The organism is Micrococcus sp. Alg238-R198 (assembly GCF_900537135.1).
Lineage (GTDB): Bacteria > Actinomycetota > Actinomycetes > Actinomycetales > Micrococcaceae > Micrococcus > Micrococcus luteus.
Genome location: NZ_UNRH01000002.1, coordinates 1 through 19724, shown reverse-complemented (window position 1 = coordinate 19724; position 19724 = coordinate 1). Strand labels below are relative to the sequence as shown.

Genomic DNA, 19724 nt, shown 5'->3' with positions numbered 1-19724 from the left:
GCTCACCGGACGCCCGCCGCGACGGCACCGAAGTCCTGGAACGCGATCGACTCGGCCTGCGCGTAGACCTCACGGCCGGCGATCGTGCTGAGGATGCGGCCGCTGTGCTCCGCCGCCATGCCCAGGTCCGGGCCGGTGAGCCCCAGGGGCTGTTCGGCGGTGTTGTGCACGAAGATCCGGCGGCCGCTCACGTCGATCGCGTGGTCCGCGTTCGCCGTCGTCCGACCGTCCTCCGCGCGCAGCAGGTGCCGCACCGGCTCCAGGAACGGATGGTCCGGGTGGCGGTAGCCCGTGCCCGCGACGACACGGTCCACCACGTGCCGCCCGGTCACCCCGGTCTCCTCGTCGCGCAGGGTGACCTCCACCCGGGGCGCACCCGGGCCCGCGACCAGGCGGGCGTCCGCCACCGACGTGCCCGGCCACAGCCGGGCCGGGTCCAGCGGACCCACCTGGCGCTCGTACAGCGCGTGGTAGACGTCCTCGATCGTGTACTCGCTGATCCCCTTGTACAGGGACCGGTGGGATGCGTTGATCTCATCCCGCCGCGCCCGGGGCAGAGTGGCGAAGTGCCGCTCATAGTCCAGCGAGGTCAGCTCGAGCGTGAGCTGGCCGACCTCCATGCCGAAGAACCGGGGTGAGCGCGTGACCCACGTGAGGTCCGGGTGGCCCGCGTTCAGCAGGTCCAGGGCGCACTCCGCCGCCGACTGGCCGCTGCCCACTACCAGGACCGACCCGGCCCCGGCGATGTCCTCGCGACGGCCCATGTACTCACCCGTGTGCACCACGGGGGACGCGCCGACCCGGGCCGACTCCTCCGCGACGCGCGCGAGCGGCGCGGGCAGGGACGGCACCGTGCCCGTGCCCACCACCACGTGGTCGGCCCGGTGCGTGCTGGTCCCGGCCGCGGAGGCCGCCTCCACCACGAACTCGTCCGCCTGATCGTCCCACCGCACCGCCGTCACCGTGGTCGCGTAGGCGATGCCGGGCAGCTGGGCTGCCACCCACGCGCAGTAGTCCGAGAACTCCCGCCGCAGCGGGTACCAGGAACCCCGGATGTAGAAGCGGTGCAGCCGGCCCATCGCCTTGAGATACGCCAGGAACGAGTACGGGGAGGTCGGGTCCGCGAACGTCACCAGGTCCGCGAGGAACGGCACCTGGATCTGCGCGCCCGGCAGCATCATGCCCGGGTGCCACACGAACGCGTCGCGGCTCTCCACCACCTCCACCTCGACGTCGGGCAGCGGGTGGGCCAGCGCGGCCAGGCTCAGGTTGAACGGGCCCAGCCCGATCGCGAGCACGCGGCGGGGGGACGTGGACGCCGGGCTCATGCGCACACCTGCTCTCCGTGCTCGTCCACGCGCGCCGCGGACGGACGTGGCCCCGCCGAAGCGGGGAGCGTGCAGGACACGGCGACCGACGGGCCATGCGGACGGGTCCGCGCCACCCCGCGACACCGATGACGGCTCGCCCGCACCGCGTCGACGTGCCGCAGCGCCGCCTCCTCCACGACGTCGACCAGCTCCTCCAGCTCGCCCGAGGTGACCGCGGGGTTCAGGATCGTGAACTTCAGATGGGGCACCCCGTCCACCACCGTCGTCGCGATCAGCGCGCGCCCGCCGGCCACCAGCTCCCGGTGCATCGCCGCCTGCACCGCCGTGCACTCCTCCTCCGACAGTCCCTCGGCCCGCACCCGGAACAGCACCGTCACCAGCGTCGGATCCTCCAGCACCGCGAACATCGGCCGGGCCCGCAGGATCCCGCACGCCTGCCGCGTGCGCTCGCGCGCCCCCGCGAACAGGGACACCACCGCCTCGGCCCCATGCTCACGCAGCGTCAGCCACAGCTTGAGCGAATCGAACCGGCGGCTCGTCTGCAGCGACCGATCCGCCAAGTTCGGATGGACGCTGTCCTCCGGGTTCAGGTAATCCGCGTGCACCGTCACATGGCGCAGGCTCTCGGCATCCCGCACCACCAGCGCGCTGCAGGCCAGCCCCACGTAGAACGTCTTGTGGAAGTCCATCGTCACCGAGTCCGCACGGTGCAGTGCCGGCAGCTCGTGGCGCGTCGCCGCGCTCGCGGCGAGGATCCCGCCCACGGCCGCGTCCGCATGGACCCACATCCCGTGGCGTTCGGCGACGTCGGCGATGGCCGGCAGCCGGTCGATGGCGCCGCGGTCGGTGGTCCCCAGCGTCGCGACGACGGCCATCGGCACGGCACCGGCGGCCACCTCACGCTCGACCGCCGCGGCCAGGGCCCCGGGGTCCAGGCGCCCGGCGGCGTCGGTGGGGACGACGACCACGGCGTGGCGGCCCAGCCCGAGCAGGCCGGCTGCCTTGGCGATGCTGTAGTGCGTGGCCGCGCTGACGAAGACGCGCAGCGAGCCGAGCACCTCGGCGGGCAGGTCGGCGAGCCCGGCGTGGCCGGTGAGACGCTGCACGGCGCGGCCGCGGGCCAGCGTCATGGCCTGCAGGTTGGAGGCCGACCCTCCGGAGGTGAAGACGCCGTCGCCCGCGGCGAACCCGCACCAGCGTCCGACCTCGGCCAGGAGCCGCTGCTCCATGAGCGCCGCGGAGCGGGCCTGGTCCCAGGACTCGACCGCCGTGTTGAGCGCCCCGAGCACGGTGTCCGCTGCGGTGCTGGAGAGCAGGACCGGGCAGTTGAGGTGAGCGGCATAGCGCGGGTGGTGGTAGGCGGTGGTCTGGTGGGCGTAGAGCTCCGCGACCTCGGCGAGGGCGTCGTCGAGGCTGCCCGTCGGCTGCGAGAAGTCGACGGCGCCGACGGCGTCGGCCAGGTGCGTCGACGGGGTGTCCGGGTGGACCCCCGCGCGGTCGTAGGCGGTGTCGACGGCCACCCGGGCCGCCCTGCCGGTGGCGTCGAGGTAGGCGGCTGGATCGCCGAGTCCGAACAGGCGAGGGAGCATGGGAGGGCCTTCCGTGAGGGGGTCGTCGGCTCCGGGCGGCGTGCGCCACGGACGTCCCGCACAGTAGGGAAGCCTTACCTAAGAAAGCAAATACGCAACAATGACGTGACGTATTCAAAGGGAGGACTCCAGCAAAGGTGAGGCTCACCTATGATGACCGGATGACGAGCTCCTCCGTCCTCCCCCCGCCTGCCGCCCGTCCCTCGCGTGTCGAGGCCCTGCAGATGAAGGCCTACCGCGGGCTCGCGGCCCTCGGCCAGGCGATGCCCGTTGACCGCGACGAGTATCCGCAGTGGACCATGACGGTCCGCGCCACGTGGCTGCTCGCCCCCCGGCTGCGTCGTCTCACGTTCGCCGCGGAGGAGTTCCGCACGTTCACCCCGCAGGGCTGCGACGAGTACTTCGGGCTGCTCACCCCGCCCCCGGGGCGGGCGCTCGTGATGCCCGATCCCGCGGCGCTCAATGCGCGGCGAGCGGTCGGGCGGATCCCCGAGGACGTGCGGCCGGATCTGCGGTGGTACACGGTCGCCGAGCACCGGCCCTCCGTCGGTGAGATCGACGTCGACGTCGTCGTGCACGACCATGCGGGCCCCGCCGGCACGTGGGCGCGCACCGCACGTCCGGGCGACGTCGCCGGCTTCCGCACCGGGACGGGCGCCTATCGTCTGCCGGCGGCGGGGGAGTCGCACCTCGTGGTGGGGGACGAGACCGCAGTCCCGAGCATCGCCGCCGCCCTCGCCGCGCAGCGTCGCACGCCGCGCGGGGGCCGGATGGACGTCGTCCTGGAGGTGCCCGGCCGTGACCACGTCCCCGCCCTCGAGGTCCCGGAGGGCGCCACGCTCACGGTCCTGCACCGCGGAGACGCCGTGCCGGGCGCCCTGCTCACGCCGCACCTCGAGGACCTCCCCGCCGCGCCCCGCGACCACGTGTGGGCGTGCGGCGAGCAGTCGCTCGCGACGGCGGCGCGGCGGGTGATCGTCCGCCGCGGCATCGCACCGAAGCGCGCGATCATGTTCAGCGGCTACTGGCGGGTGGACGGCCCGCGGCTCTGATCCCGTCCGACGGTCGGCGTCCGTGCTCCGAGCACGAGGCCGACCGCACGCCCCGGAACGACGAAGGGCCCCTCCGCCAGGAGGGTCCCTTCGTGTGGGAGCGGATGACGAGATTCGAACTCGCGACCTCCACCTTGGCAAGGTGGCGCTCTAGCCAACTGAGCTACATCCGCCTGAGTCGATCCTCACGGATCGTCTCCGTGCGCGATACTGGGTTCGAACCAGTGACCTCTTCCGTGTCAGGGAAGCGCGCTACCGCTGCGCCAATCGCGCTCGTCCACCTCCGAAGAGGTGGTGAACATGCCGCCACTCCCGGTCGGAGAAGGCTGCGAGGTCGGGACGGGATTCGAACCCGCGTATACGGCTTTGCAGGCCGCTGCCTCGCCTCTCGGCCACCCGACCAGGGGTGAAGGTTGAGCGAGCGGATGACGAGATTCGAACTCGCGACCTCCACCTTGGCAAGGTGGCGCTCTAGCCAACTGAGCTACATCCGCGCGTCGGTGCCGCCGGGATCCGCTCGTCCGAGCCGCTCACCTGCGTTTTCCAACGAGAAAGAACTCTAGGCCATCTCCGCCCGGATGCAAAATCGGCGTCCGGAGGCGTGTCGGGCCACCCCGTCGGGGGTCCGGGGACCCTGCCAGAATGGCTGACCATGACCCAGCCACGCCTCGCGCATCAGACCCCCCACGGACGCATGTACGCGCGCTCCCTCTCGGGCCTGCCCGAGGTCCCGTCCATCACCACCGTGATCGGCATGGAGAAGACGGACCTGGACGGCTGGGTCGGGTGGATGGCGGCCCAGTCCGTGACCCAGGATCCGCGCCTGGCGGAATCGGTGGGCTCCGCGGCGCGCCTGAAGCAGGTGGCCCGGCAGTCCGCCGACGCCGCCGCCCGCTACCGGGACGCCGCGGCCGAGCGCGGGGACCGCGTGCACGACTACGCCGAGCAGGTGGCCCAGCGCGCCCTCGGCCGCCCCCACACCATGGCGGAGGCCCGGGCCCGGCTGATCGAGCACGGCGAGGGCGCCTACGCGGACCGCTTCGACGAGTGGTGGGACCTCTACGACGTCCGGCCGATCGCGGCCGAGATCACCGTCTGGAACCACACGGTGGGCTACGCGGGCACGCTGGACCTCGTCGCCCGGATCGGCGGCCGGCTGTGCCTGATCGACTACAAGACGAAGGGCACGGGGCGGGACGGACGGGTCAAGGCGCTCGATCCCAAGGTGGTCATGCAGCTGACCGCCGGCCTGAAGGCGGAGGAGTCCCTGGTGGACCCCGAGGCCGGCACCTGGGAGGAGTGGCGGCACGGCCAGGCCGAGATGCTGCTCGGCGTCGCCCTGGGGGAGACCGAGGTCGCCGTGCACCAGGCCAACCCGGGCGTGCTGCCCCGCCACTGGCACAAGTTCTGGGCCCTGCGCCAGGTCTGGAAGCACGCGCAGGCCGTGGACGACGCCGGCCCCGCGCTCCGTGTCATCGGCCCCCCTCCGCCGTCGGTCCCGGTGTCGGCGGCCACCGGCCTGCAGGCCGTGCGCGCCGCGGCGTTCGGCGGCGGCTCCCACGCCGCCCCGGACGTGGCGCCCGACGGGTCGTCGTCGCGCCCGGCGTCTGCCGAGGGCGGCGATAGGGTGACGGCGTGACCGTCCTGCCCGTCCGCACCGTCCCCGACCCCGTCCTGCGCACCGCCGCGTCGCCCGTGCCCCCGGGCGCGGATGTGCGCGCCCTCGTGGCGGACATGATCGAGACGATGCACGCCGTCGGGGGCGTGGGCCTGGCCGCGCCCCAGGTGGGCGTGGGCCTGCGCGTCTTCGTGTTCGACGTCGCCGGCGTCGCCGGGCACGTGGTCAATCCCGTACTCGAGACCGCCGGCCAGGCGCTGCGGGAGCCGGGCGAGGGGTGTCTGTCCGTGCCCGGGCTGCGCTACCACCCGGCGCGCGCCGCCGAGGCCGTCGTCCGCGGCACCGACGTGGACGGGAACCCGGTGGAGCACCGGGGGACCGGCCTGCTCGCCCGCTGCCTGCAGCACGAGACCGACCACCTCGACGGGATCCTCTACGTCGACCGCCTCGACGGCGAGGAACGCCGTGAGGCCCGCCGCCGCATGCGCGCCGGCGAGGTGGACCACGCCGCTCGCCGCATCGGGGCCGAGCGCGCGGCCGCCGTCAGCTCGGTCTTCGGCGCCCCCGCCGCCCCCGCCGCCGGAACAGGAGCCGCCCGATGACCGCCCCGACGCCCCTGCGCGTGCTCTACGCCGGCACGCCCGAGACCGCCGTGCCCGTGCTGCACGCCCTGCTCGACTCGCCCCACGAGGTCGTCGGCGTGCTCACCCGGCCGGACGCCCCGGTCGGGCGCCGGCGGGTGCTGACCCCGTCGCCGGTCGCGATCGTGGCCGAGGAGGCCGGCCTGCCCGTGCTCAAGGCCGACCGACTCCGCGGACCCGAGGGCGCCGATGCCCTCCAGGCGATCCGGGCGCTCGAGGCAGACGTGGCCGTCGTCGTCGCCTACGGGGCGCTCGTGCCCGCCGAGGCCCTGCAGATCCCCCGCCACGGCTGGCTCAACCTGCACTTCTCCGCGCTGCCGGCCTACCGCGGCGCCGCCCCCGTCCAGCGCGCCGTGATGGCCGGGGAGACCGAGATCGCCGCCGACGTGTTCCAGCTCGAAGAGGGCCTGGACACCGGCCCCGTCTTCGCCCGGCTCACCCGCCCCGTCGCGGCCGACGAGACCGCCGGGGCCGTGCTCACCGACCTCGCCGAGCGCGGCGGTCCGCTCGTGATCGACGTGCTCGACCGCCTGGCGGCCGGCACCGCGACGGCGACGCCCCAGCGCGGCGAACCCTCCCACGCGCCGAAGCTCACGGCCGCAGACGGCCTGGTGGACCCCGCCCGCCCGGCCGCCGAGGTGGCCGCCCGGATCAACGGCGTCACCCCCGAGCCCGGCGCCTGGGGCTGGCTGACCGCGGACGACGGCGCCGCCCCGGCCCGTTTCAAGCTCGACGGCGTCGCCCCGGTCCGCGCCGGCGACGACGGCTGGCCCTCCGCCCTCGACGCCGCGGTTCCCGGGCAGATCCTGGTGGCCGCGAAGGCCGCCTGGCTGCGCACGGCCGGCGGGGCCGTCCGGCTCTCCCGCGTCCAGCCGGCGGGCAGGAAGCTGATGCCGGCCGCCGACTGGGCGCGCGGCGCCGCCGCCGGGGCCGCGCTGCTGGCCGGGGAGGCGCTCGCCCACCACGAAGAACAGGCCCGCCAGGAGGCCGCCGCCCGGGCGGCGGCACGCGAGGCCGCGCGGAACGCCGCGGCACAGGACGAGGAGGCACGCGCATGAGCCGCGAAGGACAGGCAGGACAGGGCCGGGGCGAGCGAGGGGCCCGCGGAGAACGCGGCCGCGCACCCCGGCCGGACGCCCAGGACCGCCGCGACGCGCAGGGGCGCACCCGCAACCGGGGTCGCTCCGGCGCCGGGCGGAAGTACTCGGCGCAGGCGCCGTCACAGCGCTCCCGCACCGCCGACCCGGCGCGCCGCGTCGCGTTCGGGGTGGTCCGCTCCGTCCACGCGGAGGACGCGTACGCGAACCTGGTCCTCCCGGCGCGCATCCGCCAGGCCCGCCTCGACCGGCGCGACGCGGGCTTCGCCACCGAACTCGCCTACGGCACCCTGCGCGGGCTCGGCCTGTACGACGCGATCCTGACCCGCTGCGTGGACCGCCCGCTCGAGAAGATCGACCCACCCGTGCTCGACGCCCTGCGGCTCGGCGCCCACCAGCTGCTGGGCATGCGCGTGCCCGCCCACGCCGCCCTCGACGCCACCGTCTCCCTCGTGCGCGCCGAGATCGGGGCCGGCGCCTCCGGGTTTGTGAACGCGGTGCTGCGTCGGGTCGCCGAACGCCCCCTCGAGGAGTGGCTGGCCGACGTCGCCCCCGCCGACGGCGGCGACGCCGCCCTGGCCGTCCGCACCTCGCACCCCGTGTGGATCGTCCGCGCGCTGCGCCAGGCCCTGGCCGCTCACCGCGGCACCCGCCACATCGCCGACCGCGACGCCGAGCTGGCCGCCCTGCTCGAGGCGGACAACGCCCCGCCCGTGGTCAACCTCGTCGCCCTGCCCGTGGCCGGTGGGGCCGAGGCGCTCGCCGCGGCCCTCGACGACGGCGCCGAACCCGGGCCGCTGGCCCCGGACTCCGCCCTGCACTCCGGCGGCGACGCCGGCCGTCTGCCCGGGGTGCGCGAGGGCGTGCTCCGCGTCCAGGACGCCGGCTCCCAGCTCACCGCCCGCGCCCTGGCCCAGGCACCCGTCCCCGCGGCCGAGGGGCGGGCCGAGCGCTGGCTCGACCTGTGCGCCGGCCCCGGCGGCAAGGCGGCCCTGCTGGCCGCCCTCGCCGCCGAGCGGGGTGCGACGCTCGTGGCCAACGAGGTCGCCCCGCACCGCGCCGACCTCGTCCGGCAGGCACTCGCCGCCGTGCCCGCCGGAGCCTGGACCGTCCGGGCCGGGGACGGCCGCACGATCGCCGACGCCCCCGAGGCGGCCCCGGCGTTCGACCGCGTCCTCGTGGACGCCCCCTGCACCGGCCTCGGTGCGCTGCGCCGCCGACCCGAGTCGCGCTGGCGCCGCACCCCGGCCGACCTCGCCGAGCTCACCGGCCTGCAGGCCGAGCTGCTCGACGCGGCGGTCGCCGTCCTGGCCCCCGGCGGCGTGCTCGCCTACGTGGCCTGCTCCCCGCACGTCGCGGAGACCGTCGTCCAGGTCCAGGACCTCGTGCGCCGCCACCCCGAGCTGGAGCTGCTCGACGCCCGCACCGCCCTCGACGCCGTCGCGCTCGACGACCTGCGCCTGGACGAGGCAGAACCCACCGGCGCGCCGGAGCCGGGAGACGTGGTCGCCCACACGGCCCAGCTCTGGCCGCACCGGCACGGCACCGACGCCATGTTCCTGGCCCTGCTGCGCGCCCCCGGCGCCTGACCGAGAGGACCCGACCATGACCGCCCGCCCCCCGCGCCTGCACCCCTCGATCCTGTCCGCGGACTTCGCCCGCCTCGCCGACGAGCTGGCCCGCATCCCCAGCGCGGACGCGGTGCACGTGGACGTCATGGACAACCACTTCGTCCCGAACCTCACCCTCGGCCTGCCCGTGGTCGAGGCGATCCGACGCGCCACGGACCTGCCGCTGGACCTCCACCTGATGATCGAGGACGCCGACCGCTGGGCGCCCGGCTACGCGGAGGCGGGGGCCGAGTCCGTCACCTTCCACGCCGAGGCCTCGGCGGCGCCCGTCCGACTGGCCCGCGAGCTGCGCGCGGCCGGAGCGAAGGCCGGCATGGCGCTGCGACCGGCGACCGCGGTCGAGCCCTACCTGGACATGCTCCCGGAGCTGGACATGCTCCTGCTGATGACCGTGGAGCCCGGCTTCGGGGGGCAGGCGTTCCTCGACGTCGTGCTGCCGAAAATCCGCCGGGCCCGCCGCGCCCTCGACGGCGGGCCCGCCCCGCTGGCCCTCCAGGTTGACGGCGGCGTGAACCGCGAGACCATCGAACGCGCGGCCGAGGCCGGGGCCGACGTGTTCGTGGCCGGCTCCGCGGTGTTCGGCGCCGAGGACCCCGACGCCGCGCTCGCCGGCCTGCGCACCGCCGCCGCCCGCGCCTGCCACTGAGCCCGGCGACGCCGTCGCCCGCCCGCCGCGCCGGACGTCGCCCGGCGTCGTCCGGCGACGTCCGGCATGCGCGGCCGGCCGGGCGTGCGATACTGCTGGACAGCAACGTGCTCCGAGATGCGGTGGAAGTCCGCACCGGCGGTGACAGCCCGCTAACCGCGCGGCCCGTCCTCATCCGAGGCGGTGCCGAGCGGCCTGACCGGTGGAATTCCGGTGCCGACCGTACAGTCGGGATGGGAGAGGCACGCGGCGGAGCCGTTCCGCGCCCTGCGCGGGAGGGCTGCGGAGCGCACCCCTCGGAGTCCCGATCCGAGGAGGTGGCGTCACGGTCATGGACTGGCTGGTGGACGCGTTCAACTGGACCATCCCGGTCGCCGGCGGCGGCCTGCTCATGCGCGAGGTGCTGGGCAACGTCTTCGGCCTCGCCTCCGCCCTGGGCGGCATGGCGCGCAGGGTCTGGGCCTGGCCCGTGGGCATCCTCGGCAACCTCATCCTGCTGACGGTCTTCCTCGCCTCCCTGTTCACGGGGGCCGATCACGCCACCCTGCTCGGTCAGGCCGGCCGACAGGTCATGTTCATCGCCGTCTCCGTCTACGGCTGGGTGCGCTGGCGTCAGGCCCGTCGGGGCCACGCCGAGGACGCTCCCGCCATCACCCCGGAGTGGGCCGGCTGGCGCGGGCGCGTGTTCCTCGTGACGGCCATGGCGGTCGGCACCGTCGCCCTCACCCCCGTGTTCCGCGCGCTGGGTTCGTGGGAGCCGGTGTGGGCGGACGCCTGGACGTTCGTGGGATCGCTGCTGGCGACCTACGGCATGGCGCGCGGCTGGGTGGAGTTCTGGCTGATCTGGGTGGCCGTGGACGTCGTCGGCGTGCCCCTGCTGTGGAGCACCGGCTACTACGCCTCGGCCGTCATGTACGCCTTCTACGGCGCCTTCACCCTGATCGGCTTCTTCGTGTGGCTGCGCGCCACAGACCGGGACAAGCCCGCCGTGGAGACGCTGCTGCCGGACGGCCCCGAGGGGGACGTCGCCCGATGAACGCCGCCGAGACCCCGTCCGCCGACCCCATGGACCTCGCCGTCGGCGCCGCGCTGCGCGGCGTGCGCGGCGCCAACCCCCTCGTCGGGGCCGTCCTGACCGACGCGGCCGGCCGCATCCTGGCCGTCGGGCACCACCGCGGACGGGGGACCGCCCACGCCGAGGTCGACGCCCTGACCCGCTGGCGGGCCGCCCGCGCCGCGGATCCGGCCCTGGCTGCCCTCGACCACGCCGGCCTGACGCTGCACGTCACCCTCGAGCCCTGTGACCACACCGGCAGCACCGGCCCCTGCTCGCAGGCCGTCCTGGACGCGGGGATCGGCGCACTGCGCTACGCCGTCGCGGACCCCACCGGTCACGACGGCGGCGGCGCGGCCCGCCTCGCCGCGCACGGGGTGCACGTCACCGGCCCCACCGGCGAGGCGGCCGCCCTCACGCTCACCGCCCGCTGGCGCGAGGTCCGCGACGCAGGCCGTCCGTGGGTGACCGGGCACCTCGCTCAGTCCCTCGACGGCCACGCCGCGGCCGCCGACGGCACGAGCCAGTGGATCACCGGCCCGGACTCCCGCGTCCACGCCCACGAGGTGCGCTCCCGCGTCGACGCCATCGTCGTCGGCACGGGGACCGTCCTGGCCGACGACCCCCGCCTCACCGCCCGTGACGCCGTCGGCGCCGAACTCGCGCACCAGCCCGTGCCCGTCGTCCAGGGTCACCGGCCCGTGCCCGACGGCGCCGCCCTGCGCACCCACCCGGTGGTGCTGGAGGTCCTCGACCACGACCCGCACGCCGTCCTGGCCGCGCTCGCGGCCCACCCCGGGCCCTGGCCCCACGGCCGCCGTGCCGAGCACGTGCTCATCGAGGGCGGGCCCCGCGTGCTCGGCGCGTGGCTGCGCGCCGGCCTCGTGGACGAGCTCATGGTCTACACCGCGCCCCTGCTGCTCGGCCCGGGCCGCGCCGCCGTCGCCGGCCTGGACGTCGCCACGCTGTCCGAGGGACTGCGCTGGCACCCCGACCCCGCGGAGGGCGGCCCCGTCCGTGCCCTCGGCGTCGACGTCTGGACCCACCTGAGCCCGGTGCCGGCCCCGCGCCTGCCCACCGCCCCCGCCCCGACCCGTTTCCAGGAGGACTGAGTGTTCACCGGCATCGTCACCCATCTCGGCACCGTCGTCGCCCTCGAGCACGACGCGGCCGCCGACACCGCCCTGCTGACCCTCGACGCCGGCGGCGCCCTCGACGGGCTGCCCGCCGGCGGCTCGCTCGCCGTCGACGGCGTGTGCCTCACGGCCCTCGACGAGCCCACGGAGCGCCCCGGCGTGTTCCGTGCCGACCTCATGGGCCAGACGCTGCGCATGACCAGCCTCGGCGACCGCGCCCCGGGGGACCGGGTCAACCTCGAGCGCTGCCTGCGCCCCACCGACCACCTGGACGGGCACGTGGTCCAGGGCCACGTGGACGGGACCGGCGAGGTCCTCGCGGTCACCCCGCACGGGGCCTGGACCACTCTGCGCATCGGCCTGCCCGCCCGCCTGGCCCGCTACGTCCCCGCGCAGGGGGCCATCGCCCTGCAGGGCGTCTCCCTCACCGTCACCGCCGTCTCCGACCCGGGCGCGGCCGCGCACTGGTTCGAGGTCGGCATCATCCCGGCCACGCTCGAGGCCACCACCCTGGGCGCCCTGCGGCCGGGCGACCGCGTCAACCTCGAGACCGACGTGCTCGCCCGGTACGCCGAGCGTCTCGCGCTCATCCCGTCCGCCCCCGCCGCACCCACCGAGGAGGCCCGCCCGTGAGCGAGCACATCCGTCTGGACCCCGTCCCCGCGGCGATCGCCGCGATCGCCGCCGGCCGGCCCGTCGTCGTCGTGGACGACGCCGACCGCGAGAACGAGGGCGACCTGATCTACGCGGCCGCCCTGGCCACCGACGAGGTCACCGCCTTCACCGTCCGCCACACCTCGGGCGTCATCTGCGCGCCCCTGCCGGCCGGCCTGGCCGACCGCCTGGCCCTGCCGCCCATGACCACCGTCAACGAGGACCCCAAGGGGACCGCCTACACCGTGAGCGTGGACGCCGCCGCCGGCGTCACCACCGGCATCTCCGCCGCCGACCGCACCCGCACCCTCCGCGTGCTCGCCGACCCCGGTGCCGCCCCCGGTGACCTGACCCGGCCCGGTCACGTGTTCCCCCTGCGCGCCGTCCCCGGCGGCGTCCGGGCCCGCCGCGGCCACACCGAGGCCGGCGTCGAGCTGTGCCGCCTGGCCGGCGTCGCGCCCGTGGCCGCCATCGCCGAGCTCGTCCACGACGACGGCACCATGATGCGCCTGCCCGCCCTGCGGGAGTTCTCCGATGAGCACGGCCTCGTGCTCATCTCCATCGAGGACCTCGTGGCCCACCTGGAGGAGACGACGCCGACCCTGACCGCCGTCCCCGCCGAGGCCACCCTGCCGACCCGGCACGGCCTGTTCCGCGTGAGCGTGCACGTGGACGCCGAGACCGGGGCTGAGCACCTGCTGCTCGTGGCGGGGGAGACCGACCCGGAGCGTCCCCTCACCGTCCGCGTGCACTCGGAGTGCCTCACCGGCGACGTGCTCGGCTCCCTGCGCTGCGACTGCGGCCCCCAGCTCGAGGACGCCCTGGCCCGCGCGGCGGCCGAGGGCGGCGCCGTCCTCTACCTCCGGGGCCACGAAGGACGCGGCATCGGCCTGGCCAACAAGATCCGCGCCTACCGGCTCCAGGAGGAGGGGATGGACACCGTCGAGGCCAACCTCGCCCTCGGTCTGCCCGCCGAGGCGCGCGACTGGGCCGGGGCCGCCGCCGTCCTCACGGCCGCCGGCCATCGGCGCATCCGCCTGGTCACCAACAACCCCGCGAAGGTCGCGGGGCTGCGGGCGGCCGGCATCGACGTCGTCGAGCGTGTCCCGGCCCCCACGCCCGTCACCGAGCACAACGTCGTCTACCTGCGCACCAAGCGGGACCGCATGGCCCACGCCCTGGCGGACCGCGTGCTCGAACCGCCGACGGCCACCGGCGGCCCCGCCACGCCGGCCGATGACCCGACCACCGACCCGACCCACCCCACCCACCAGGAGGACACCCCATGAGCGGCGCCGGAGCCCCGACCTTCACCCCCGACCCCGCCGCTGCGAGCGGCCTGAACGTGGCGATCGTCGCCGCCCAGTGGCACACGGAGATCATGGACGGGCTGATCGCCGGGGCGCAGGCCGCCGCGGCCGACCTGGGCCTGGAGCCCGTGCTCGTGCGCGTGCCCGGCACCGTCGAGCTCACCGTCGCTGCGGCGCGGCTGGCGGAGCGCTTCGACGTCGTCGTGGTCCTCGGCGTCGTGGTGCGCGGGGACACCCCGCACTTCGACTACGTGTGCCAGTCCGTGACCCAGGGCGTGACGGAGGTCTCGGTGCGCACGGGCGTTCCCGTGGGCTTCGGCGTGCTCACCGTGGACACCGACCAGCAGGCCCGCGACCGGGCGGGCCTGCCCGGATCTCGAGAGGACAAGGGACGCGAGGCCCTCGAGGCGGCCGTCCTCACCGAGCTCGCGCTGCGCTCGGTCACGCCACGGGACTGAGGGTGGCCGGGCGGGGCTGCCTGCTGGGTCGGCTGCTCTCGACGTGGACCCTGTCCCCGGGGCCGGTGGGGTGATCGCAGGCCGGTCAACCGGGCCCGTCCGGAACGACGGCAGCCCCGCGCCGTCATGGATGGGGTCGGCCGGAGGGCGCGGGGACCCGACGATAGAGGCGGAGACGCGAAGCCCCCGCCCTTCGTCTCGCTCGCGGCATCCACAGCTCGTCGTCCACTGCCCCGACCGTCAGGGCGGGCCGTTGACCCCCAACGCGTTCACCGCCGCAGACGGGTGATCTATGCGGCCCGCCCCGCCTCGGACGACTGCGTCGGGGTGCACGGAGCCTGCCGCAGCGTGGCCGCGTTCAAACAGTCCATGGCCCTGCTGGGAGCTGCGCGAGACCGGGCTGCTGCTCACCCCCCTGGTGCCGGCCCGCTCCATCGTCCCCGGTGCACGTCTGGCCTGCGACTGGCTGGGCCACTATGAGAAGCGCGAACCCGTCGCCTCCGCCTACGCCGACCTGGCCGGCCTCATCTTCGAAAGGATCACCGCATGAACGAGAAGCAGCTTGAGCCCGACCTGAGTCTGCGAGCACAGCGACGCAAGCCCACCCCGGCCCCCCAGACCCCGGCTCCCGGAGCGGTGATCCCCGCAGAACCGGCAACGACCTCGGACCCGGCCGGTGGGTATGCGCCCCTGGCGCGGCGTGGGGCGCCGACCGTGGCCCTGAACGTGCGAGTGCCCGAAGCGATCCGCGACGCGGTGCGTCGAGAGGCCGCCACGAACCCGGCAACGCCCAGCCAGGCCGCGGTCATCGAAGCCCTAGGGCATGTCTGACAATCGTTTGGACCATGCGATCACAGCATTCAGGACCACAGCGGCCCTGTAGATGATCGCGTACTTGTCATACCGGGTCGCCAGACCCCGCCACTGCTTCAGGTGAGCGTACTGACGCTCGATGACGTTGCGGCCCTTGTAGGCGTCCACGTCGAGGCTGACGGGGCGCCCGCCGCGGGCACCGCGCCGTCTGCGGTGGCCCTGCTGGTCGGCCGGTTCGGGGATGACCGCTTTGATCCCACGGGCGCGTAGGTGGGTGCGGATCGCCCGGGAGGAGTACGCCTTATCGCCCAGCACGGCCTCGGGGCGGGTCCGGGGCCGCCCTACTGGCCGGGTCACGCGCAGCTGCGCCAGAAGAGGAAGCAGCATCGGGGAGTCCCCTGCCTGGCCGGGGGTGATCAGGCTGACCAGCGGCAGCCCGGTCCCGTCCACGAGCTGATGGATCTTCGTGCTCAGCCCGCCACGGGAGCGCCCGATGCCGTGATCGGCCGGCTCCTCACGCGGATTCTTGTAGTTCGATCCATCCCCCTGTGTGGCGGGTGATGTTCGTCGCGTGCTGATGCGCGCGGGCGATCGTGGAGTCCACCGAGACCGACCAATCGATCAGGCCTTCGGCGTCAGCGGCGGCGGTCAGCGTGGCCAGCACCGTGTCCCAGGTGCCCTCTTCAGCCAAGCGCCGATGCCAGGTCCACACGGTCTGCCAGGGCCCGTAGACCTCGGGCAGATCCCTCCAAGCGATTCCGCACCGGTACCGGTAGATGATCGCCTCCACCATGGCGCGGGCGTCGGCGAACGGCCTGCCGGCGCGGCCGGTCCGGGTCGGGAGCATCGGGGCGATCAACTCCCATTGGGTGTCAGAGAGCATCTGGAACCGGGACATGTCCCCAGGGTCTCAGCTGACTCGTGCATCTATTCTCAGACACGCCCTAGCCCCGGTGGGGGACTGACCGCACCACCCCTGCCCTGGGTTGCCCATTTCCGGCCCCCGTGGACCCTTCACTGGCTCAACTGGCCGTCAGCCGCACCTAAAGCCCCCGGCCGCGCCCCACCGGTGAGCGCAGGGTCCGCCAATACCTCCGGGTGACAGCGGCACGCAGCCCCGGTACGCCACCGGCCTCACCCAGCAACTGATCAGCCATGCCCGGCCCCGTCGCGCCCGCCTGCGACACGGGGCCGGATGACGGAAAGAAGAACCGATGACCTCCTCACTGACCACCCGCCGCACCTTCCTGGGCGCCTCCGTCGGGGCCCTGGCGCTGGCCGGGCTGGCCGCCTGCGCCGATCCCGTCATCAGCCCCCAACCGTCAGGGCGCATCCTGCCCACCGACCCGCTGGTCGCCGAGTACGAGAAACGACGCGCCGCCTCGGGCACCACCGTCACCCACCGGCTCTCCGCCGCACCCCTCGAGACCTCCCTCCAGGGTCGGGGCCTGACCACCTGGGGATACAACGACGGCCTCAACGGGCCGCTGCTGCGCGCCCAGACCGGGGACCTGCTCAAGGTCAGCGTCGCCAACGACCTGCCCGAGGACACGAGCGTGCACTGGCACGGGCTGGCCCTGCGCAACGACGCCGACGGAGTCCAGGGGGTGACCCAGGACCCCATCGCCGCCGGAGGACGCTATACGTACGGCTTCCGGCTGTCCCATCCGGGCACGTACTGGTACCACTCCCACTTCGACACCCAGCGCGAACGCGCCCTGTACGGGGCCCTGATCGTCGAGGACCCCAACGAGCCCCTCAGCTACGACCAGGAATGGGTCGTGATCCTGGACGACTGGCTCGACGGGATCACCGGAACACCGCAGGACGTCGTCGAGGAACTCTCCGCCGGGATGGACATGTCCGGCGACATGGAGGGCATGGCCGGCATGGCGGGCATGGACCACGGGTCCATGAGCCAGGACAGCTCCTCGGGCATGCCCATGAAGCACATGCTCATGGGCGCTGAGAGCGACTATCTGGGCGGGGACGCCGGCGACGTGAAGATCCCCGTGCACCTGTTCAACGGCCGCCCCCCATCCGACCCGGACACCTTCTCCAGCACCCCGGGCAACCGGATCCGCCTGCGCTTGATCAACGCGGCCGGAGACACCGCCTACCGGGTCGGGATCCCCGGCCAGGAACTGACCATCACCCACACCGACGGGTTCCCGGTCCAGCCCCGCCAGGCCGATGCCGTCGTCCTGGGGATGGGCGAACGCCTGGACGTGCTGATCACCCTCGGCGACCAGGCGGTGCCCGTACTGGCCCTGCCCGAGGGCAAGACCGGCCACGCCTACGGCATCATCGCAGCCGGTCCAAAGACCACGCTCTCCGGTCGGCTCCCACAGACCCTGGGCGGAACCGTGCTCGATGGCAGCCGACTGAAGGCACACGAATCCGTCCTGCTCCCACCCAAGGACCCGACCACGACCCACGGGGTACGCCTCACCGGATCGATGATGGAGTACGACTGGGGCATCAACGGGCGACGCTTCGACCCGGCCAACCCCTTCGAGGGCGCCTTCGAACTCCGGTTGGACGAACGCGTGCGGGTCACGATGACCAACGACACCGACATGTGGCACCCCATGCACCTGCACGGCCACACCTTCCAGCTGGCCGACCATGGCGCCCGCAAGGTCACGGTCATCATCAAACCCCGGCAAACCATCGTCTTCGACTTCGAGGCGGACAACCCGGGCCAGTGGCTAACCCACTGCCACAACGCCTACCACGCCGAGGCCGGGATGATGGGCGTCTTCTCCTACATCCACTGACCCTCCCGCCCGGCCCACACCCCTCCATCCACGGGGGCATCGCACGGTGGCCGCCCAGGAAAGAACATGCCTTTATCGCTCACCCCCACCCACCGTGCCCAGCCCGCCCGAGACCTCTGGCCCGGCACCCCCGTCCTGACCCGTAGGAGGAAAGGGTCTGCCGTGAGTTTGGTTGACATCTGATCTGTGGTCCCGGGAGGGACTGCTGGAAGGATGACCCCATGCCCGCTGCATACCCCCGAGAGTTCCGCCAGGACGTGGTCGCGATCGCCCGTAAGGGTCAGATGCCGATCGCGCAGGTCGCGAAGGACTTCGGCATCGCCGAGTCCTGCCTACGGCGCTGGCTGGCCCAGGATGATGTCGAGGCCGGGATCCGGCCCGGCATCACCAAGGCTGAGAACGAGGAGCTGAAGGCTCTCAAGCGCCGCAACCGCGAGTTGGAGATGGAGAACGAGGTCCTACGGCGTGCGGCCGCGTATCTGTCCCAGGCGAACCTGAAATTGGGTCAGTCCCCAAAATGACCTATCCCGTCGTGAAGGACCTGGCCCGCGACGGGATTGCCGTGAAACTCTCCTGCCGGGTCCTCGGGTTCTCCCGTCAGGCCTACTACCAGTGGCTGGCCGAACCTGTCAGCGAGCGGGAATGGTCCGACGCGCATGCCGCCAACGCCGTCCTCGATGCCCATGCCGATGACCCGGAGTTCGGATACCGGTTCCTGGCTGATGAGCTCCGCGGCCGTGGCCTGGCCGTGTCGGACCATCAGGTGTTGAAGGCCTGTCGGCTCGTGAAGGTCCGCTGCTGCCACTCGATCCGTCGCGGCTCGGGCAAGCGTCCTGGCCCTGCCGTTCATGATGATCTGGTTCGTCGTGAGTTCGCCGCTGAGAAGCCGAACCAGCTGTGGCTCACGGACATCTCAGAGCATTGGGCCGGGGATTCCAAGCTCTATCTCTGCGCGGTCAAGGACGTGTTCTCGAACCGGATCGTGGGCTACTCGATCAATCGGCGGATGAGCTCGCAGCTGGCCGTGGACGCCCTGCAGATGGCTCTGGGCCGGCGTGGAGGCAAGGCCGAGGTGCAGGGTTGCCGGGTGCATTCGGATCGAGGATCGCAATTTCGAGCCAGGCGGTTCGTGGAGACGCTCCGGGTCAACGGCCTGGTCGGGTCGATGGGCAGGGTCGGTGCTGCTGGGGACAACGCGGCAATGGAATCCTTCTTCGCGCTGTTGCAGAAGAACGTGCTGAACCGGCGTCGCTGGCAGTCCTTCGACCAGCTCCGGCTCGCGATCGTGAGCTGGATCGAGCGGACCTATCACCGCCGTCGTAGGCAGGCCCGTCTCGGGAAGCTCACCCCTGTCGAGTTCGAGATGGTTCAATCAGTCCAGGCGGCTGCCGCCGCCTGATAACTCGTGTCAAGCAAACTCATGGCAGACCCTTGTAAGCGGCCATGAAAAGCTGCCCATAGGTGGCCAGGGAATGACCCGCTGACGGCCATGAGGACTGCCCAGTGATGGCCACGGGAACTGCCCGGTGCTGGCCATCTGGTTTGCCCGCGTTGCTCGTTGCCCGCCGCGTCGTGAGCCGGCGGGGGCCTCCTCCCCGGGTTGGATATCGGTGTCGAATCGAATCCAGCGAGGAAGAGGCCCTGAATGAAGGATGCCGCAGAAACCATGAAAATACTCAGTGCCTATGACCTGACCAAGTCATTGCGGGGCGCCGCCGAGCTGGCCGGTTGCTCCCATCACACCGTGGCCCGGCTGGTGCGGGCCCGCGACGCCGGCCAGACCCCTGGATCCGGAGCCAGCCGCCCGAAGGTCACCGATGTCTGGCTGCCCAAGATCGAGGAATGGGTCGAGGCCTCCACGGGCAGGATCCGCGCCGATGTCGTGCACGCCAAGCTCACCGCAATGGGCTACAC

17 protein-coding genes, 4 tRNA genes, 2 pseudogenes and 1 riboswitch are annotated in these 19724 nt (G+C 73.5%); of the genes and pseudogenes, 16 read left to right on the top strand and 7 right to left on the bottom strand.

Features of this window, described 5'->3' with window-relative positions; genetic code table 11:
- Window positions 1-2: 2 nt before the first annotated feature.
- Window positions 3-1328, bottom strand: coding sequence for a SidA/IucD/PvdA family monooxygenase (locus G6R13_RS02135; protein WP_043279265.1), 1326 nt, complete (start codon window positions 1326-1328; stop codon window positions 3-5).
- A complete protein-coding gene (locus G6R13_RS02130) occupies window positions 1325-2920 on the bottom strand; it encodes a pyridoxal-dependent decarboxylase (protein WP_163720941.1) in 1596 nt (531 codons plus the stop codon). Before G6R13_RS02130 ends, G6R13_RS02135 begins: the two co-directional genes overlap by 4 nt.
- A gap of 161 nt (window positions 2921-3081) precedes the next feature.
- On the opposite strand from G6R13_RS02130, the gene G6R13_RS02125 reads away from it, so the two are divergent.
- Complete coding sequence (locus G6R13_RS02125) at window positions 3082-3972, top strand: siderophore-interacting protein (protein WP_049147987.1); 891 nt, start codon at window positions 3082-3084, stop codon at window positions 3970-3972.
- A gap of 99 nt (window positions 3973-4071) precedes the next feature.
- On the opposite strand, the gene G6R13_RS02120 is transcribed toward G6R13_RS02125, so the two are convergent.
- The 4 genes from G6R13_RS02120 to G6R13_RS02105 form a co-directional block, all read right to left on the bottom strand.
- Window positions 4072-4145 (bottom strand) — tRNA-Gly (locus G6R13_RS02120).
- A 28-nt stretch (window positions 4146-4173) separates the two neighbouring features.
- A tRNA-Val gene (locus tag G6R13_RS02115) sits at window positions 4174-4245 on the bottom strand.
- Window positions 4246-4303: 58 nt separating this feature from the next.
- Window positions 4304-4374 (bottom strand) — tRNA-Cys (locus tag G6R13_RS02110).
- A gap of 18 nt (window positions 4375-4392) precedes the next feature.
- Window positions 4393-4466: transfer RNA gene (locus G6R13_RS02105), tRNA-Gly, on the bottom strand.
- Between the two features lie 158 nt (window positions 4467-4624).
- On the opposite strand from G6R13_RS02105, the gene G6R13_RS02100 reads away from it, so the two are divergent.
- From G6R13_RS02100 to G6R13_RS02045, 12 genes are all read left to right on the top strand, one after another.
- A complete protein-coding gene (locus tag G6R13_RS02100) occupies window positions 4625-5611 on the top strand; it encodes a hypothetical protein (protein ID WP_036340783.1) in 987 nt (328 codons plus the stop codon).
- Window positions 5608-6192: a peptide deformylase gene (gene def, locus G6R13_RS02095; protein ID WP_061867729.1), complete on the top strand. Its 585-nt coding sequence runs from the start codon at window positions 5608-5610 to the stop codon at window positions 6190-6192. Before G6R13_RS02100 ends, def begins: the two co-directional genes overlap by 4 nt.
- 14 nt (window positions 6193-6206) lie before the next feature.
- Window positions 6207-7289 (top strand): methionyl-tRNA formyltransferase, encoded by a 1083-nt coding sequence (locus G6R13_RS02090; protein ID WP_228070664.1) that lies wholly within the window; start codon window positions 6207-6209, stop codon window positions 7287-7289.
- The gene (locus G6R13_RS02085) at window positions 7286-8917 is read left to right on the top strand and encodes a transcription antitermination factor NusB (RefSeq protein ID WP_163720939.1); all 1632 of its coding nucleotides are present in this window, start codon (window positions 7286-7288) and stop codon (window positions 8915-8917) included. The genes G6R13_RS02090 and G6R13_RS02085 overlap by 4 nt, the downstream gene beginning before the upstream one ends.
- Before the next feature lie 16 nt (window positions 8918-8933).
- The gene (rpe, locus tag G6R13_RS02080) at window positions 8934-9605 is read left to right on the top strand and encodes a ribulose-phosphate 3-epimerase (protein ID WP_144919259.1); all 672 of its coding nucleotides are present in this window, start codon (window positions 8934-8936) and stop codon (window positions 9603-9605) included.
- Between the two features lie 104 nt (window positions 9606-9709).
- Window positions 9710-9854, top strand: a riboswitch (FMN riboswitch).
- Between the two features lie 82 nt (window positions 9855-9936).
- Complete coding sequence (pnuC, locus tag G6R13_RS02075) at window positions 9937-10641, top strand: nicotinamide riboside transporter PnuC (RefSeq protein WP_095695671.1); 705 nt, start codon at window positions 9937-9939, stop codon at window positions 10639-10641.
- Window positions 10638-11771, top strand: coding sequence for a bifunctional diaminohydroxyphosphoribosylaminopyrimidine deaminase/5-amino-6-(5-phosphoribosylamino)uracil reductase RibD (gene ribD / locus G6R13_RS02070; RefSeq protein ID WP_141842769.1), 1134 nt, complete (start codon window positions 10638-10640; stop codon window positions 11769-11771). The genes pnuC and ribD overlap by 4 nt, the downstream gene beginning before the upstream one ends.
- The gene (locus tag G6R13_RS02065) at window positions 11772-12428 is read left to right on the top strand and encodes a riboflavin synthase (RefSeq protein WP_010078770.1); all 657 of its coding nucleotides are present in this window, start codon (window positions 11772-11774) and stop codon (window positions 12426-12428) included.
- Window positions 12425-13738, top strand: a complete 1314-nt coding sequence (locus tag G6R13_RS02060; RefSeq protein ID WP_020624533.1) for a bifunctional 3,4-dihydroxy-2-butanone-4-phosphate synthase/GTP cyclohydrolase II — start codon at window positions 12425-12427, stop codon at window positions 13736-13738. Before G6R13_RS02065 ends, G6R13_RS02060 begins: the two co-directional genes overlap by 4 nt.
- A complete protein-coding gene (ribH, locus tag G6R13_RS02055) occupies window positions 13735-14217 on the top strand; it encodes a 6,7-dimethyl-8-ribityllumazine synthase (RefSeq protein WP_036383758.1) in 483 nt (160 codons plus the stop codon). The genes G6R13_RS02060 and ribH overlap by 4 nt, the downstream gene beginning before the upstream one ends.
- Before the next feature lie 418 nt (window positions 14218-14635).
- Window positions 14636-14767 (top strand): hypothetical protein, encoded by a 132-nt coding sequence (locus G6R13_RS12420; RefSeq protein ID WP_020624531.1) that lies wholly within the window; start codon window positions 14636-14638, stop codon window positions 14765-14767.
- Window positions 14764-15048, top strand: coding sequence for a hypothetical protein (locus G6R13_RS02045; protein ID WP_080696003.1), 285 nt, complete (start codon window positions 14764-14766; stop codon window positions 15046-15048). The genes G6R13_RS12420 and G6R13_RS02045 overlap by 4 nt, the downstream gene beginning before the upstream one ends.
- Here the strand turns inward: G6R13_RS02045 and G6R13_RS02040 are convergent.
- Window positions 15034-15928, bottom strand: a protein-coding gene (locus G6R13_RS02040; protein WP_163720937.1) for an IS5 family transposase whose coding sequence is annotated in 2 segments (ribosomal slippage) — window positions 15034-15570 and window positions 15572-15928 — 894 coding nt in all. Because the reading frame shifts where the segments join, the coding sequence is not laid out codon by codon here. The genes G6R13_RS02045 and G6R13_RS02040 overlap by 15 nt on opposite strands.
- A 316-nt stretch (window positions 15929-16244) precedes the next feature.
- Between G6R13_RS02040 and G6R13_RS02035 the strand changes: the two genes are divergently transcribed.
- The 3 genes and pseudogenes from G6R13_RS02035 to G6R13_RS02025 all read left to right on the top strand — a co-directional run.
- Window positions 16245-17810 (top strand): multicopper oxidase family protein, encoded by a 1566-nt coding sequence (locus tag G6R13_RS02035; protein ID WP_060974119.1) that lies wholly within the window; start codon window positions 16245-16247, stop codon window positions 17808-17810.
- Window positions 17811-18031: 221 nt separating this feature from the next.
- Window positions 18032-19209, top strand: a pseudogene (locus G6R13_RS02030) (IS3 family transposase).
- Between the two features lie 246 nt (window positions 19210-19455).
- Window positions 19456-19724 (top strand): annotated as a pseudogene (locus tag G6R13_RS02025) (IS21 family transposase); the annotation flags it as partial.

What these genes read in the sequence shown, in the direction of transcription:
- G6R13_RS02045 (WP_080696003.1), top strand. Translation starts at nt 14,764, where the DNA reads ATGAACGAGAAGCAGCTTGAGCCCGACCTGAGTCTGCGAGCACAGCGA.
- G6R13_RS02085 (WP_163720939.1), top strand. Translation starts at nt 7,286, where the DNA reads ATGAGCCGCGAAGGACAGGCAGGACAGGGCCGGGGCGAGCGAGGGGCC.
- ribH (WP_036383758.1), top strand. Translation starts at nt 13,735, where the DNA reads ATGAGCGGCGCCGGAGCCCCGACCTTCACCCCCGACCCCGCCGCTGCG.
- G6R13_RS02135 (WP_043279265.1), bottom strand. Translation starts at nt 1,328, where the DNA reads ATGAGCCCGGCGTCCACGTCCCCCCGCCGCGTGCTCGCGATCGGGCTG.
- pnuC (WP_095695671.1), top strand. Translation starts at nt 9,937, where the DNA reads ATGGACTGGCTGGTGGACGCGTTCAACTGGACCATCCCGGTCGCCGGC.
- G6R13_RS02035 (WP_060974119.1), top strand. Translation starts at nt 16,245, where the DNA reads ATGACCTCCTCACTGACCACCCGCCGCACCTTCCTGGGCGCCTCCGTC.
- G6R13_RS02130 (WP_163720941.1), bottom strand. Translation starts at nt 2,920, where the DNA reads ATGCTCCCTCGCCTGTTCGGACTCGGCGATCCAGCCGCCTACCTCGAC.
- G6R13_RS02125 (WP_049147987.1), top strand. Translation starts at nt 3,082, where the DNA reads ATGACGAGCTCCTCCGTCCTCCCCCCGCCTGCCGCCCGTCCCTCGCGT.
- rpe (WP_144919259.1), top strand. Translation starts at nt 8,934, where the DNA reads ATGACCGCCCGCCCCCCGCGCCTGCACCCCTCGATCCTGTCCGCGGAC.
- ribD (WP_141842769.1), top strand. Translation starts at nt 10,638, where the DNA reads ATGAACGCCGCCGAGACCCCGTCCGCCGACCCCATGGACCTCGCCGTC.
- G6R13_RS02100 (WP_036340783.1), top strand. Translation starts at nt 4,625, where the DNA reads ATGACCCAGCCACGCCTCGCGCATCAGACCCCCCACGGACGCATGTAC.